Origin of the sequence: Marinobacter sp. THAF197a (assembly GCF_009363275.1) — a bacterium.
Classification (GTDB): domain Bacteria; phylum Pseudomonadota; class Gammaproteobacteria; order Pseudomonadales; family Oleiphilaceae; genus Marinobacter.
In genome coordinates this window covers 1222880-1236924 of the sequence record NZ_CP045324.1, presented here as the reverse complement: position 1 = coordinate 1236924, position 14045 = coordinate 1222880, and the positions used below count along the sequence as shown (strand labels likewise).

The 14045-nt window shown below is 57.7% G+C and carries 11 protein-coding genes and 1 tRNA gene; 4 read left to right on the top strand and 8 right to left on the bottom strand.

Annotated elements, in window-relative coordinates; translation table 11 throughout:
• Window positions 1-40: 40 nt before the first annotated feature.
• Window positions 41-1084: an AraC family transcriptional regulator gene (locus FIV08_RS05720; RefSeq protein ID WP_152437656.1), complete on the top strand. Its 1044-nt coding sequence runs from the start codon at window positions 41-43 to the stop codon at window positions 1082-1084.
• A gap of 23 nt (window positions 1085-1107) precedes the next feature.
• On the opposite strand, the gene FIV08_RS05715 is transcribed toward FIV08_RS05720, so the two are convergent.
• Both FIV08_RS05715 and FIV08_RS05710 read right to left on the bottom strand, forming a co-directional pair.
• Window positions 1108-1184: transfer RNA gene (locus FIV08_RS05715), tRNA-Asp, on the bottom strand.
• Between the two features lie 122 nt (window positions 1185-1306).
• Window positions 1307-2338 (bottom strand): AraC family transcriptional regulator, encoded by a 1032-nt coding sequence (locus FIV08_RS05710; RefSeq protein ID WP_152437655.1) that lies wholly within the window; start codon window positions 2336-2338, stop codon window positions 1307-1309.
• Between the two features lie 247 nt (window positions 2339-2585).
• Between FIV08_RS05710 and FIV08_RS05705 the strand changes: the two genes are divergently transcribed.
• Complete coding sequence (locus FIV08_RS05705; RefSeq protein ID WP_152437654.1) at window positions 2586-3458, top strand: MaoC family dehydratase; 873 nt, start codon at window positions 2586-2588, stop codon at window positions 3456-3458.
• 47 nt (window positions 3459-3505) lie between these two features.
• Here FIV08_RS05705 and FIV08_RS05700 read toward each other — a convergent pair whose 3' ends face one another.
• From FIV08_RS05700 to FIV08_RS05690, 3 genes are read right to left on the bottom strand one after another with little or no spacing between them, the layout of a single operon-like run.
• Window positions 3506-5071 (bottom strand): response regulator, encoded by a 1566-nt coding sequence (locus tag FIV08_RS05700; protein ID WP_152437653.1) that lies wholly within the window; start codon window positions 5069-5071, stop codon window positions 3506-3508.
• 51 nt (window positions 5072-5122) lie between these two features.
• Window positions 5123-5743 carry a response regulator FixJ gene (gene fixJ, locus FIV08_RS05695; RefSeq protein ID WP_058093114.1) on the bottom strand — a complete coding sequence of 207 codons (621 nt, stop codon included), beginning with the start codon at window positions 5741-5743 and terminating at the stop codon, window positions 5123-5125.
• Between the two features lie 38 nt (window positions 5744-5781).
• Window positions 5782-8190, bottom strand: coding sequence for a Lon protease family protein (locus FIV08_RS05690; RefSeq protein ID WP_152437652.1), 2409 nt, complete (start codon window positions 8188-8190; stop codon window positions 5782-5784).
• Window positions 8191-8429: 239 nt separating this feature from the next.
• Here FIV08_RS05690 and FIV08_RS05685 point away from each other — a divergent pair, with 239 nt between their 5' ends.
• The gene (locus FIV08_RS05685; RefSeq protein WP_058093151.1) at window positions 8430-8807 is read left to right on the top strand and encodes a PilZ domain-containing protein; all 378 of its coding nucleotides are present in this window, start codon (window positions 8430-8432) and stop codon (window positions 8805-8807) included.
• On the opposite strand, the gene FIV08_RS05680 is transcribed toward FIV08_RS05685, so the two are convergent.
• The 3 genes from FIV08_RS05680 to pncC all read right to left on the bottom strand — a co-directional run bounded on the left by FIV08_RS05680 (window position 8808) and on the right by pncC (window position 11284).
• Window positions 8808-9275: a flavodoxin family protein gene (locus FIV08_RS05680; RefSeq protein WP_152437651.1), complete on the bottom strand. Its 468-nt coding sequence runs from the start codon at window positions 9273-9275 to the stop codon at window positions 8808-8810.
• 301 nt (window positions 9276-9576) lie between these two features.
• Complete coding sequence (gene recA / locus FIV08_RS05675; RefSeq protein ID WP_152437650.1) at window positions 9577-10620, bottom strand: recombinase RecA; 1044 nt, start codon at window positions 10618-10620, stop codon at window positions 9577-9579.
• Between the two features lie 163 nt (window positions 10621-10783).
• Window positions 10784-11284, bottom strand: coding sequence for a nicotinamide-nucleotide amidase (gene pncC / locus FIV08_RS05670; RefSeq protein WP_152437649.1), 501 nt, complete (start codon window positions 11282-11284; stop codon window positions 10784-10786).
• 103 nt (window positions 11285-11387) lie between these two features.
• Here pncC and mutS point away from each other — a divergent pair, with 103 nt between their 5' ends.
• A complete protein-coding gene (mutS, locus tag FIV08_RS05665; RefSeq protein ID WP_152437648.1) occupies window positions 11388-14021 on the top strand; it encodes a DNA mismatch repair protein MutS in 2634 nt (877 codons plus the stop codon).
• Window positions 14022-14045: the final 24 nt, after the last annotated feature.

The following is a 14045-nucleotide window of genomic DNA, read 5'->3' as shown; positions in this document are numbered from 1 at the left end:
GAACATTTTATTATCCCTGGATAACACCGATAATACGATCATGACCAATACATCCAGACCCAACCAGAATTCGCTGGGCGACATCAGCCTGCTCTATGCTTCCGTGTTGCTGCGCGCCACTGAGGCCGAAGGGGGTGATGCCGAAAGGCTAAAATCCCAGTTCCATCTGAACGACCCCGAGCTGGCTGCGCCGGAGGGACGCATCAGCATCCCCAGATTCATGCGCCTGGGCCAGGCTGCCATCGCCACAACGGGCAACCCCGCCCTGGGCCTGCGTATGGGCGCCCTGACCCGCCCCATCGACGCCGGCATTGCCGGCCTGGCCGCAGAAACCGCCAACACCGTACACCAGTCCCTTGCCACACTGATACGGTATGCGCTGCTAAGCAGCCGGAACTCCAGAGGCGAGCCCAGTCTGGCGGCTGAACACCGTAAGGCCTGTTTCTATTCGATCAGTCCATACAACCAGTACAACTACTTTGTCGTGGACTCCATCCTTGCCGCCTGGACCCAACTGATCAGACACATGACCGGCCGCTACGACATCCTGGAAAGGGTACGAATTGAGTATCCCTCGATCGGGCTGGACGAGGTATTCGAGAGCTGGTTTCGCTGCCCGGTGGAATTCGGCGCGAAGGAAAACTCGATTCGTCTGAAGGAGAGCGTTTGGCTTCAGGCGCCGAGCCAGGCGCACCAAGGTATGCACGAAAAACTGACCGCCTGGTGTGAACAGGAGCTGCAGCAGATTCGCAAAGGCTGGAGTGTGGCTGACAGGGCCCGGTACCTGATGACGCCGTTATTGCGGGGCGAAACACCCACCATTGAAACCCTGGCCAACCGGCTGGGAACAACGCCCTGGACACTGCAACGCCAGCTTGCCAGTGAAGGAACCGGCTTTCGGGAGTTGCTGGACAACACTCGGCAGCAACTGGCACAAGACTATTTGCAGGAGACCAATAGCTCGCTTTCAGAAATCGCTTGGCTCTTGGGATTCGCGAACCCACCAGCCTTCCATAAGGCCTATCGGCGCTGGTATGGCATAAGCCCGGGAGAATACCGTAAACACATCAAGGGGAGTAACTAAGGTAAAGCAAGGGGGGATAAAAATGGCGGAGCGGACGGGACTCGAACCCGCGACCCCCGGCGTGACAGGCCGGTATTCTAACCAACTGAACTACCGCTCCGCGTTTGCTGCCTAACAGCCTGTTTGCTGACTGCTCGGTGACAACGAGGGCGCATTATAAAGAGGCCCCCGTTTATGTCAACGCTTTTACTGAACTTTTTTCAGATTTTTCCAAACCCCCGGTTACATGGCGTCAACCATGGCATCTTTGCCCTGGGCCGTCTTCCGGTATTCGATGGGCGTCATACCAGACCAGCGCTTGAACGCCCGGTAGAACGTACTGGGTTCAGAAAAACCGGTGAGGTACACAATTTCATCAATTGACTCATCGGTGGTAGCAAGGAGCTGCCGCGCCAGCCGATAGCGGAAATCCGCCAGCACCTGGTTGAAGCTGGTTTCCGCCTCGGTGAGCCGGGTGCGCAAGGTTCTTGGTTTGATACCCAGCCGTTCTGCAACTGCATCCAGGGTCACCTCGCCGCTATCCAGCAGCTCGGCGATGATGCGCTCCACCTGGCCGACTATGTCTTTTTTCTCTAGCCGCGCCACCTGTTCACTGGCAAAGCGCTCGTGCAGCGCCAACAGTTCCGGTTCGGCGTGGGGAGAGGCATGGGACAGCATCGCAGCGGGGAAATACAACCGGTTTTCTTCTGCGCCAAAGACTACGTCACAGCCCACCACTTCGCGAACGTGCTCCGCACCCTGCTCCCGCTCATGCTCAAACTCAATTCGGGAGGGGTAGAAGTTGCCATCGGTGATGGACTTGAAGAAGGTAATCAGACCCTGCACAAAGCACTCATTGAAGTGCTTGAGTCTGCGAATCTCGTCTGAGGCTGCATCCAGCACCATGCAGGCTTCATCGCCTTCGATGAAAAAGTCGGTATTGGCTGCGTCACTGAGCAGGCGCTGATAGTTCTGCGCCCGACGCAAACCTTCTCCAAAGGTCGGGCTACTCAGAAACAGATACTCAAGCACCTGACCCTTGTAGGCGGGAAGCAGAGGCCCAAGGTGCAGGCCGATGTCCGGATCACCGGAGACGTCCTCCACAGCCTGCCAGAAATAGACCTGAGCGCTGTGGGGAGTGCGAAGCTGGTCTGTGTAGACGTAGTTCTCGTCAACGCCGAGGCGGCTGAATATGGCATCGGTATCGACACCCTTTTTTTTCATCGCCTCATAAATCAGGCGCAACATCACGCCCGCATCACGTAGTTCCTGCATAGTATCCCGCTATTTTATTTATATGGTTACTACTTTGACCCACCGGACAGTGCTCAAGGCACGGCGGGTCAATGCCCGATCTGGAGGGGTTTGCCAGACTGCGAGGCCGCCACGACTTTCGTCTTACATTAGAGCATATCAGGCCACAGACGCACAGTTGTACCAGAATGTAGAGAAAATCGGTAATTACGTTACTGATTCACGGGAAATTACCCGGCCGAGCAGGCCAACAAGGGAGATGAATACCATGACAGAACCACTGATTTATCGCAGCACCCCACCCTCGCTGCTGCCCATGTTCGGCAGAGCACTGCTGCCAAAATCACACAAGCCCGGCGCTAACACTGAGATCCCGGAATTGCAGGCTGAGCTGCTGGGCGTGGCAACCGACACGCCGATGTTGTCCCGCTATCTTAACGTGTGCGGATTCAAGCCTGGCTCCACCCTGCCCATGACCTGGCCGCACATCCTTGCTTTCCCTCTGCACCTGAAATTGCTGACCGACAAACGGTTTCCGCTGCCTTTACTGGGCCTGGTGCATCTGCGCAACACCATCACCCAACACCGACCCATCCAGACCGGCGAAAACCTGGATATCCGGGTTACGTTGGGCAATCAGCAGAGCACGGAGCGCGGCATCGAGTTCGACCTGATCACCGAGGCGCGCTCTGCGGGCCGGCTGATCTGGGAGGAGGTAAGCACCAACCTGTTCCGGATGGCAACTGCTGAAAGTGGCAAGCCGAAAGCGCAACCGCCCAAACTCGAAACCTATCCGTTCAGCGAGTCCATCACCGCACCGGAGAACCTTGGGCGACGGTACGGGCAGGTATCCGGGGACCGCAACCCGATTCACATGCACGCATTGAGTGCCAAAGCCTTTGGCTTCCCACGGGCCATCGCCCATGGCATGTGGAGTAAAGCCCGGGCGCTGTCATTGCTGGAACAGCAGGCTGACTGGCAATCGGGCCCTGTGCGGGTGAACTGTCAGTTCAAGAAACCCCTGTTTCTGCCCGGCACCGCCCAACTGAACTGGCAGACCGCCAGCGACGCCTGGGATTACCAGCTCCTGAACAGCAAAGGCGATGCACCACACCTGAGTGGTCGTATTGAATGGCTATAACGGCGGGATAAACACATCGATCTGGCCGCACACCGCCAGATCGATGCTCAATCTGCGGCGCAGGGCTGCCCCTCAGCATTGGCAACAGGCAGCGTAAAGTAAAAACAGGCGCCACCCTCTTCCGGACGCTCATAGCCAATGTCGCCACCCTGGGCCTGAATCAGGGACCGGCATGTGGCCAGACCAATACCCATGCCTTCGTCCTTGGTGGTGTAGAAGGGATGAAACAGCTTTTCCTCGGCATCCTCCGGCACACCCACCCCGTGATCGAGCACCTGAATGCGCACACACTGGTCACCGCATCGGCGGGCACTGACTTCCACAGGCGTGGAGGATTCAGCACTGCGAGTGGCTTCAAGGGCATTACGGATCAGGTTAAGGGCAACCTGCTGCACCTGAATCGGGTCTGCCAGTACGTCTGGCAGGTCATCTTCAACGCGGACATCAATACCGCCCTCGTTGTTCCTCATATCCACTTCCGCAAACTGCCGGGTATCCTCCAGCAGCACCGGAACAGACAGAACTTCTTTACCAGTGGCAGGCTTTTTCATGAATCGGCGAATGCGGCGAATAATCTCACTGGCCCTGTGCGACTGAGCTTCGATCTTGTCGAGGGTTTCCTGAAGCAACACAAGGTCGGGTTGCTCCTTGGCCATCATGCGCTTGGACACCCGGGCATAATTGGTGATAGCGGTCAGCGGTTGGTTGACCTCATGGGCGAACCCTGCGGCCATCTCACCCATCGTGGTCAAGCGTGAGGTGTGGGCCAGTTGATCCCGCTGTTCCTGAACCAGGGCCCGCGCTTCCTCCAGAGCCAGTTCGTTGTCCAGCTCCACGGTAATGTCCCGGAACACAACCACCGCGCCATGCAACTCGCCGTCATCCAGTTTGGGGGTGGAACGATACTCCGCGGGGAAGCCACGGCCATCAGCACGCAGCAGCCGGATATCACGCTGACTTTCCGCCACACCTTGCCGGCAGGTGGCCATCACCGGCAGGCTGTCCTGGCACTCCGCCGCCGTCGAAAAGTGCAGTTCAAAAAAACTCTTGCCGATCAGGTCTTCCGCCGGGCATCCCATAATCATGGCGGCTGCGGGATTGGCAAATTCGATGATGCCGTTCTCGTCCAGGCCGTAGATGCCCTCGCTGATGGAGTTCAGGATGCGCGCCTGATCGCTCTGCAGCTCGCGGTTCCGGGCCTGGAGTTCCCGCTCGAGGCGAATCACCTGGGCGTGGGTTTTAACCCTTGCAATCACTTCCAGGGACTGGAATGGCTTGGAGATGTAGTCTGCACCACCCAGGCTGAAGCCTTTCACCTTGGCCTGCAGGTCGTCCAGGGCTGACAGGAATACAACGGCACAATCTGAAGTTTCCGGATCGGCTTTCAGGCGCTCACACACCTCATAGCCGTCCATTTCCGGCATCATGATATCCAGCAGAATCACTTCCGGATGATGGCGGTGGGCAAGGTCCAATGCTTTCTCGCCTTCGTTGGCGATCAGAAGCCGGTAGCCTTTGTCTTTCAGGGTCTCGTAGAGGACTTTCAGGTTCTGCGGGTTGTCATCAACCAGCAGAACCGTCACCTCGGAGTTCTCACTGACAACTTCAGTCATAGAAACATGGCCGGTTAAAAACGTCATTGTATGATGACGATACCGACAGACCTAGTCGATAAGTTCCTTTACGGACAGAACCATACGCACCAGATGTGCCAATGAATGGGTGCCCATCTTGTGCATAACGCGGGAACGGTGAATCTCAACGGTACGCTGGCTGATCTCAAGCTCGATGGCGATCACCTTGTTGGCCTGGCCCGCAATCATACGATCCATGATTTCACGCTCGCGGGGTGTCAGGCTCTTGATGCGGCGAACAATCTCCTGGCGCTCGTCCAGGGATTTCCGCTGCTCGCGATCCTGTTCCAGCGCCGCCTCGATCTTTTCCAGCAGCGCTTCTTCACGATAGGGCTTCTGAATGAAGTCTACAGCGCCCTCTTTCATCGCATCGACAGCCATCGGCACATCGCCATGCCCTGTCACGAAGATAATGGGCAGGATCGAATGCTTGTCATTGAGTTTTTTCTGTAATTCCATGCCGTCCATACCCGGCATACGGATATCCAGCACAATGCAGCCTGCCATCTGGTCGGAATAATCCGCCAGAAAGGAGCCAGCGCTTTCATAGGTTTTCACCGGCTTGCCATCGGATTTCAGCAACAATTCCAGTGAATCGCGGACGGCCTCGTCGTCCTCTACCACATACACAGTCTGCTGGATATCAGTCATGGATCTGTTTTCTCCTGTCCGTTTTATTATGGAGCCGGTCAGTGGATGGACGGATCTTTGTGATCGTCCCTGGCATGTTCCTGCCGTTCATGTTCCCGCATTTTTTCAAGCCGTTGCTGGATAATGCCAAAAACGCTTTGCTTGGGGTACCTGCCTTTGTCATCGGCCTTGCCCGCCGGTTTGCCAAGCAACAGTGTAATGGCCTCCTCCACACGGGCAACCGGGTATACGGCAAATTTGCCCGCTTTGGATGCCTTGACCACTTCGCTGTCCAGCATCAGGTTCTGCACGTTAGTAACCGGGATAATGACGCCCTGGGAGCCGGTCAGGCCGCCTTTCAGCTCACAGGTAGCGTAAAAGCCTTCGACCTTTTCGTTGACGCCGCCGATCGGCTGCACCTCGCCAAACTGGTTCACCGAGCCGGTAATCGCAAGATCCTGCCGCACCGGAATACCAGACAGTGCAGAGATCAACGCGCAAAGCTCGGCCAGGGAGGCGCTGTCACCGTCCACTTCGCCGTAGTTCTGCTCGAAGGTCAGACTGGCCGACAGGTGCATCGGGTCGTTCACCGCAAAATGGGAGGCCAGCCAGGAGCTGAGAATCATCACCCCCTTGGAATGGATATTGCCACCCAGCTTCACGTCCCGCTCGATGTCCATGACACCGCCATCACCATAGTAGCAGGTTGCCGTTACCCGGTTGGAAAGACCAAACTCGAAACCGCCGGTAGAAAGCACCGACAAGGCATTCACCTGACCGACGCAGGTGCCGGTTGTGGTCACCAGGGTGGAGCCGTCCCGAACCGAATCGTAAAAATGATCGCGGATACGGCTGCTGCGGTAACGGGCGCTCTCCAGCGCTCGCTCCACGTGCACTTCAGAAATCAGCTTGGCACCGGCCTGTCGGGCCCAGAAATCGGATTCCCGTAAAAGATTGGCGATGTCCGCTGCATGCAGCGAGAGCCTGTTCTGATGTTCGGCCATGCGTGCGCTGTGTTCGATTATACGGGCCACCGCTTTGTTGGTGCAGTGCAGTAGCTTCTTCTCCACCACCAGACTGGCAATGAACTTGGCATACAGCAGCTGGCTTTCCTCGGTACGGTACATCTCGTTTTCGAAATCGGCGGTCACCCGGAACAACTCGGCAAACTCGGAATCGTATTCCTGTAGCAGCATCCAGGTTTCGCGATCGCCGAACAAAACGATTTTGACATCCAGTGGTACCGCTTCCGGCTCAATGGAAATGGTTCCCGAGAGCGTCAGTTCCCGTTCCAGGGAATTGATCTGCAGGGTCCGGGAACGGAGGGCACGCTTCAAACCGTCCCAGACAAACGGCTGTTCCAGAACCTTGATGGCGTCCATCAGCAGGTAACCGCCATTGGCCTTGTGCAGACTACCCGGGCGAATCAGGGAGAAATCGGTAAACACGGTGCCCTTGAAGGTGACGTTTTCCACGTAGCCGAACAGGTTGTGATAGGTGGGATTATCTTCCACCACCACCGGCACCTCGTTGGTTTTCTGGTGCACCAGCACGTTGATCACGTAGCGCCGGGGCGTTTTCTTGTCCAATGAGGCATAGGCAATCGCCGCCTGCTCTTCATCGTCCTCAAGGAAGATATCCAGGTTGTCCACCAGATCTTTGCGAACCGCCTCCAGATAGGCAACAACGTTTGGTTGTTCGTTGTAACGCTTCACCAACTCATCAATCTGGTGGCCAGAGATGCCCTCGAGGGTTTCCTGGTTCAATGCCTGCTGCTTCTCAGCGTACTCCTGCTCCCAATCGGCCAGCTTGCGAAGGGCCTGGCGGAGTTTCTTTTCAAGGGCGTTGATGGTGTCTTCAAACTTATCACGCTGCTCATCGGTAAGCGCCTGAAAGCTCTCCACGGTGTGGGGCTCATCACCGTTCATGGCAACCAGCCGATAGCCTCCCGGTGTGGTTACCGTGAGGCTGACTTTCTTGCGTCGCGCATGCTTGGCGACTTTCTCGAGCTCATCTTCCTGCTTTTTGCCGTACTCGTTCTTGAGGTGCTCTGAGCGCTCCAGGAAGCTGTCACTGTCAAACGTCTGGGGAATCACCTTCACCAACCGCGACATCAGCTTGTCCATGTCCTGTTTGAGCTGGGTGCCCATCCCTGCCGGCAGCTGCAACAACCGCGGATTGCGCGGTTCATCAAAGTTGGCCACGTAACACCAGTCGTGGCTCTGCTGCTCGGTATCGACGTGATGTTCCAGGTACCGGAGCATCATGGTGCGCTTACCCAAGCCATTGCGACCTACCGCATACACGTTATAACCACCGTGAGGCATGGCGAGCGCAAAACGCACCGCTTCCTGGGCGCGATTCTGGCCAACAATCTCAGCCAGCGGCTCCAGTTGCCGGGTGGTTTTGAATGGCAGATCTTTGAGAACGCAGGCTTTGTAGAGCTGATGCAAGGGCAATGACTTCAAGTTTGATTCCCGTTGAGTTCGGTTTTGAATAGTTACTGTCGCTCGCATTGTAGTGTTTGAGCTTCAAGCTGTCGCCTATCCACACCGCATTTATCGGATGAGGCCGGATTCGTGACAATATGCCAACCGGGTCACAAATTCCCCCTTGGTCATTTTTCAGGCAGGCCGTCGATTACTACACTTCCATGCCCGGACGGATTCCGGATACAACAAGTACAATACGGGTGATGGTCAAAGCAATGACGAATTATTCCGCAGATCGCCGCATCAAGGATCGTTTTTCGGCGTCGTGTCTCAGGGTGCAACTCCGTGAGAGGGCGTTCTTTGGTCGCGGTAAGCAGCCAGTGGCGGTAACATGCCTGGACCTCAATCGTTATGGTATGGCGGTACTGTGCCCTCGACCGGTAGACTCCGGGGCCCATTTGTTCCTGGATATTGAGGGTAAATACATCAGCGAGTCGCGCATTGATGCCCGGGTGGTGTCGTGCCAGCCGTTTCAGACGGGCTTCCGTGTGAGTCTGCAGTTCAGCTATTGTCTCGACAAGAAAGGCTACTCGAGAGCGATCGACAATGCGCTTTCCCGGATTGAGGGTTTTTACAACCGGTTCGCCAGTTAATCAGATCAGGCCAGCATCCAGGCTGGCCGCCACGTACATGCCCAGCTCCTCGCACTGTTGCTCGAATTCATCCCTGTAATCTCCCCTGCACAGCAGTGGCTCCTGTATGCGTTTCCAGCGTAGTCCGGTGGTGATGCTGTCTATGGCGCGGCGGGTGCCGGTACCGTCATGGCCGGCACGGATGTAGTAGGCGAAGGGCAGGCCCTGGGTTTTCTCGAGGCAGGGGTAATAGCTTCGGTCGAAGAAGTCTTTGAGGGCGCCGGACATGTAGCCGAGGTTTTCGGTGGTGCCGAGGATGATGGCGTCGCAGGCGAGGATGTCTTCGGGGCCGGCATCAAGTGGGGCTTTTACCACGACTTCTACGGCTTCGATGTCGGGGTTACGGGCGCCTTTTTCTGTGGCGTTCCGGAGTTTCAGGGTATTTGGGGATGGGGCGTGGGCTACTATGAGTAGTCGCTTCTTTTCCATTTGGGGTCCGACCTCCCATATCACCGCGCTTTGGTGCGAGGTCAGGCCAGGAGAACTTCCTCCCGGGAAACGCTACGAGCACCCCTACGGGGTCCGGCCAGCAATCATAGATTGCTGTCGTTCGGCTGCGCATGAAGCTTCGCTTCATCAACGCTTGCCTCACCCATGTGCGCTTCGCTCCGGCCATCCATGGCCTCCGAGATTCCCGGGAGGAAGTTCCCCTGCCCCGACCGCCAGTTACCGCAGATCGCCGTCCGGCATATTAATAACAGCGCACATTATGAAATGCTGAACGTAGAGATCACAGCAACTCGCCGCTCGCTTCCGCTGGCGCTTCTGCCGCTTCTTTCTTCACCGGCTTGGGCATCAGTTTGTCGCGAACCTTGGCTTCGATTTCGTTGGCGATGTCCAGGTTCTCTTCCAGGAACTTGCAGGCGTTGGCTTTGCCCTGGCCGATTTTGTCGCCGTTGTAGGCGTACCAGGCGCCGGATTTGTCGACGAAGCCTTCTTTAACGCCCATGTCCAGCACTTCGGCCATGTGGTAGATGCCCTTGCCGTACATGATCTGGAACTCGGCCTGTTTGAAGGGCGGAGATACCTTGTTCTTGACGACTTTTACGCGGGTTTCGTTACCGACCACTTCGTCGCCCTCTTTGACAGCACCAATGCGGCGGATGTCCAAACGTACGGAGGAGTAGAATTTCAGGGCGTTACCACCGGTGGTGGTTTCCGGGCTGCCGAACATGACGCCGATTTTCATACGGATCTGGTTGATGAAGACCATCAGGCAGTTGGCGTGTTTGACGTTACCGGTCAGTTTACGCAGGGCCTGGGACATCAGGCGGGCCTGGAGGCCTACGTGGCTGTCGCCCATTTCGCCTTCGATTTCGGCTTTCGGTGTCAGTGCGGCAACGGAGTCGACGATGATCACGTCAATGGCGTTGGAGCGCACCAGCATGTCGGCGATTTCCAGGGCCTGTTCGCCGGTGTCTGGCTGGGACACCAGCAGGTCGTCTACGTTTACGCCCAGCTTTTCCGCGTAAATGGGGTCAAGCGCGTGCTCGGCGTCAATGAAGGCGCAGGTTTTCCCGGCCTTTTGGGCTTCCGCAATAACCTGCAGGGTCAGTGTGGTTTTACCGGAGCTTTCCGGGCCGTAGATTTCAACGATCCGGCCGTAGGGCAGACCGCCAATACCCAGGGCGACGTCCAGCCCGAGGGAACCGGTGGATACCGCAGGAATGGCTTCACGGGGCTGGTCGCCCATTTTCATCACGGCACCTTTACCGAACTGGCGCTCAATCTGGCCGAGTGCTGCGCTGAGTGCTTTCTTGCGATTGTCTTCCATTGGTACCTGACCCTCATTTTCCGGGGCCGCTGAGCCGCGATTGGGCCAACAGCAGCGAAATTCAAAGCGATGACACCGGAGGCATCCAGTGTTTTCCTGTATATTTGAACAGTATTAAAACATAAGCCTTCGCTGAGACCAACCCCTGCCCGGGTGAAAAACGTCACAGTGTTTTCAGAAACTCCGTAACCCCTTGCAGAACATACAAAACCGACTTGCGTCGCACCTGATCCCGGTCGCCGTCAAAGCACTGCAGGCTGGTTTCGATGCGGTCCGGGCCGGTGCCCCAGGCAAACCATACGGTGCCTACGGGCTTTTCATCACTGCCGCCACCCGGGCCGGCAATGCCGCTGATGGCCACGGCTATGTCCACATCCGCAGCGCGGATGGCGCCGGCGACCATCTGACGAACCACTGGCTCGCTCACCGCGCCGTGTTCGGCGAGTACCGATTCTTCAACCCCCAGAATGGCCTGTTTCGCCTCGTTGCTGTAGGTCACCAGTCCGGCCATCAGGTACGCAGACGATCCCGCCCGGTCAGTCAGCACTTTGGCCACCCAGCCGCCGGTACAGCTTTCTGCGGTGGCGATGGTTTTACCGTGCTCGGCGAGCCACTCACCCAGCGTGTTTCCAGCGCTCTCCAGTTGTTGGTCAGAGGCCTGCATAGCAATCTCCCTGTGTCTGTTGCCAAACCCTTCGTTTCATCACGGGCATTATTTTCTTACAATCCCCGCTTTCACCCAAAAGTACGATCAACCGGACAAACCCATGTCAGTAGCCCAGACCGATCTTTCCAAGCACACCCCGATGATGCAGCAGTACCTGAAGATCAAGCGGGAACACCCGAACGAGCTGGTGTTTTATCGCATGGGTGATTTCTATGAGCTGTTTTACGACGACGCCAAGAAAGCAGCGGAACTTCTGGATATTACGCTGACTGCCCGCGGCCAGTCCGGGGGCAACCCCATCCCGATGGCGGGCGTGCCTTTCCACGCGGCTGAGGGCTACATTGCCCGCATGGTGCGCGCAGGTCAATCCATCGCCATTGCAGAGCAGATTGGCGACCCGGCCACCAGTAAAGGGCCGGTTGATCGTCAGGTGGTGCGCGTGGTTACACCGGGCACCCTGAGCGATGAGGCGTTTCTGGAAGACCGGCGGGATAACTTGCTGGTGTCGATTTTCAGCTATAAGGAACAGTTCGGGTTCGCTTCGCTGGACATCTCCAGCGGCCGGTTTTCGGTGGCAGAGCTGGAGAGCCTGGAAGCCCTGCAGGGGGAGCTTCAGCGCCTGCGGCCGGCAGAAATTCTGATCAGTGAAGACTTCCCCTACGGTGAGTTGCTGGAAGGTTTTACCGGGGTTCGTCGCCAGGGCCCTTGGCTGTTCGAGATGGACTCCGCCCGGCGGGTGATTACCCAACAGCTACAGGTCAAAGACCTGACCGGTTTTGGCTGTGAAGACCTGCACCTGGCTATCTGTGCCGCCGGCTGCCTGCTGCAGTACGCCCGGGAAACCCAGCGTACCGCCCTGCCCCACATCCGCAAACTGACCCGCGAGCGTCGGGAAGATGCGGTGATCCTGGATGCCGCCAGCCGCCGCAACCTGGAAATAGACACCAACCTGATGGGTGGCCAGCAGTACACCCTTGCCTGGGTCATGGACCGCACAGCCACGGCCATGGGCGCCCGTGAGCTGCGCCGCTGGCTGAACCGGCCGCTCAGGAATGTGGAGGTCGTGCGCCAGCGCCAGCAGGCGGTGTCGGCTTTGCTGGACGGCTTCCATTACGAGCCAATCCACGATCTGCTCAAGCAGGTGGGTGATATCGAGAGGATTCTGGCCCGAGTCGCGCTGCGCTCCGCCCGTCCCCGGGACCTCGCACGCCTGCGGGATGCGTTCCAAACCTTACCGGGGCTGCAGGAGGCCCTGAAGCCCGTTAACTCACATCACCTGGTGAAGCTGGCCACGGTTATTGGCGAATACCCGGAGCTGGCTGACCTGCTCGAGCGGGCCATTATCGAGAACCCGCCCGTGGTGATCCGGGATGGCGGCGTAATTCGCGAAGGCTTTGATGAAGAGTTGGACGAGCTACGCAACATCAGCGAGAACGCTGGCCAGTATCTGCTGGATGTGGAAACCCGCGAGCGCGAACGCACCGGCATTTCCACCCTGAAAGTGGGTTATAACCGGGTGCACGGTTACTACATCGAAATCAGCCGGGCCCAGTCAGACCAGGCGCCGGTGGACTACATCCGCCGCCAGACCCTGAAAAACGCCGAGCGGTTCATCACGCCGGAACTGAAAGAGTTTGAAGACAAGGCCCTGAGCGCCAAGAGCCGGGCCCTGGCCCGGGAAAAAGGCCTGTATGACGACGTACTGGAAACCGTCGCCGAGCAGTTGGCACCGCTGCAGGACGCCGCCCAGGCCCTGGCGGAACTGGATGTGCTCAGCAACTTTGCCGAGCGGGCCACCAGCCTGCGTTTCACCGCCCCGGAGTTCACCGAGCAGCCGGGTTTTGATGTGGAAGAGGGCCGCCACCCGGTGGTAGAGCAACTGCTGGACGAGCCCTTCGTACCGAACAACCTGCTGATGGACGCCAGGCGGCGCATGCTGGTGATCACCGGCCCGAACATGGGTGGTAAGTCTACCTACATGCGCCAGGCCGCGTTGATAGCCCTGCTCGCCTACACCGGCAGCTTTGTACCTGCTAACCGGGCGGTACTGGGGCCGGTAGACCGGATATTCACCCGCATGGGCTCTTCCGATGACATTGCCGGCGGCCGCTCCACCTTTATGGTGGAAATGACCGAAACCGCCAATATCCTGCACAATGCCACCGAGCACAGCCTGGTGCTGATGGATGAGGTGGGCCGTGGGACCAGTACTTTTGACGGCCTGTCGCTGGCCTGGGCCACGGCTGAGCACCTGGCCAGGGACATTCGCTGCTACACCCTGTTCGCCACCCACTACTTCGAACTGACCCAACTGGCGGATGACCTGGAACATGCAGTGAATGTTCACCTGACCGCCACCGAGCACGACGACTCCATCGTTTTCCTGCACAATGTGCACGATGGCCCGGCCAGCCAGAGTTATGGCCTGCAAGTGGCCAAACTGGCGGGCGTGCCCCAGGATGTGATTCGTAATGCCAAGGCGCAGCTAGCGCATCTGGAAGGCAGCGCCGGCCCGTCCAATGGAACGACAGGCGGTGCCGCTGCAACGCCACCACCAGCCCCCAAAACGGCTAAACAACCGGCTGCCGTGGAGTCGGTGTTTCAGGGCGATATGTTTGCCAGCGCGGAGCCGAGCGTTGTAGAGGACGCCTTGCAACAACTGGACATTGATGGGCTTTCACCACGGGATGCCCTCAATCAGCTCTATGAGCTGAAAGCTTTGCTGGCAAAATAACAGGAAACTGGGCCAAACTTGATC

Bases quoted from the DNA above. Each gene is read 5' to 3' on its own strand.
- FIV08_RS05720 (WP_152437656.1), top strand. From the start codon at position 41: ATGACCAATACATCCAGACCCAACCAGAATTCGCTGGGCGACATCAGC.
- FIV08_RS05710 (WP_152437655.1), bottom strand. From the start codon at position 2,338: ATGCAGGAACTACGTGATGCGGGCGTGATGTTGCGCCTGATTTATGAG.
- FIV08_RS05705 (WP_152437654.1), top strand. From the start codon at position 2,586: ATGACAGAACCACTGATTTATCGCAGCACCCCACCCTCGCTGCTGCCC.
- FIV08_RS05700 (WP_152437653.1), bottom strand. From the start codon at position 5,071: ATGACTGAAGTTGTCAGTGAGAACTCCGAGGTGACGGTTCTGCTGGTT.
- fixJ (WP_058093114.1), bottom strand. From the start codon at position 5,743: ATGACTGATATCCAGCAGACTGTGTATGTGGTAGAGGACGACGAGGCC.
- FIV08_RS05685 (WP_058093151.1), top strand. From the start codon at position 8,430: ATGACGAATTATTCCGCAGATCGCCGCATCAAGGATCGTTTTTCGGCG.
- FIV08_RS05680 (WP_152437651.1), bottom strand. From the start codon at position 9,275: ATGGAAAAGAAGCGACTACTCATAGTAGCCCACGCCCCATCCCCAAAT.
- recA (WP_152437650.1), bottom strand. From the start codon at position 10,620: ATGGAAGACAATCGCAAGAAAGCACTCAGCGCAGCACTCGGCCAGATT.
- pncC (WP_152437649.1), bottom strand. From the start codon at position 11,284: ATGCAGGCCTCTGACCAACAACTGGAGAGCGCTGGAAACACGCTGGGT.
- mutS (WP_152437648.1), top strand. From the start codon at position 11,388: ATGTCAGTAGCCCAGACCGATCTTTCCAAGCACACCCCGATGATGCAG.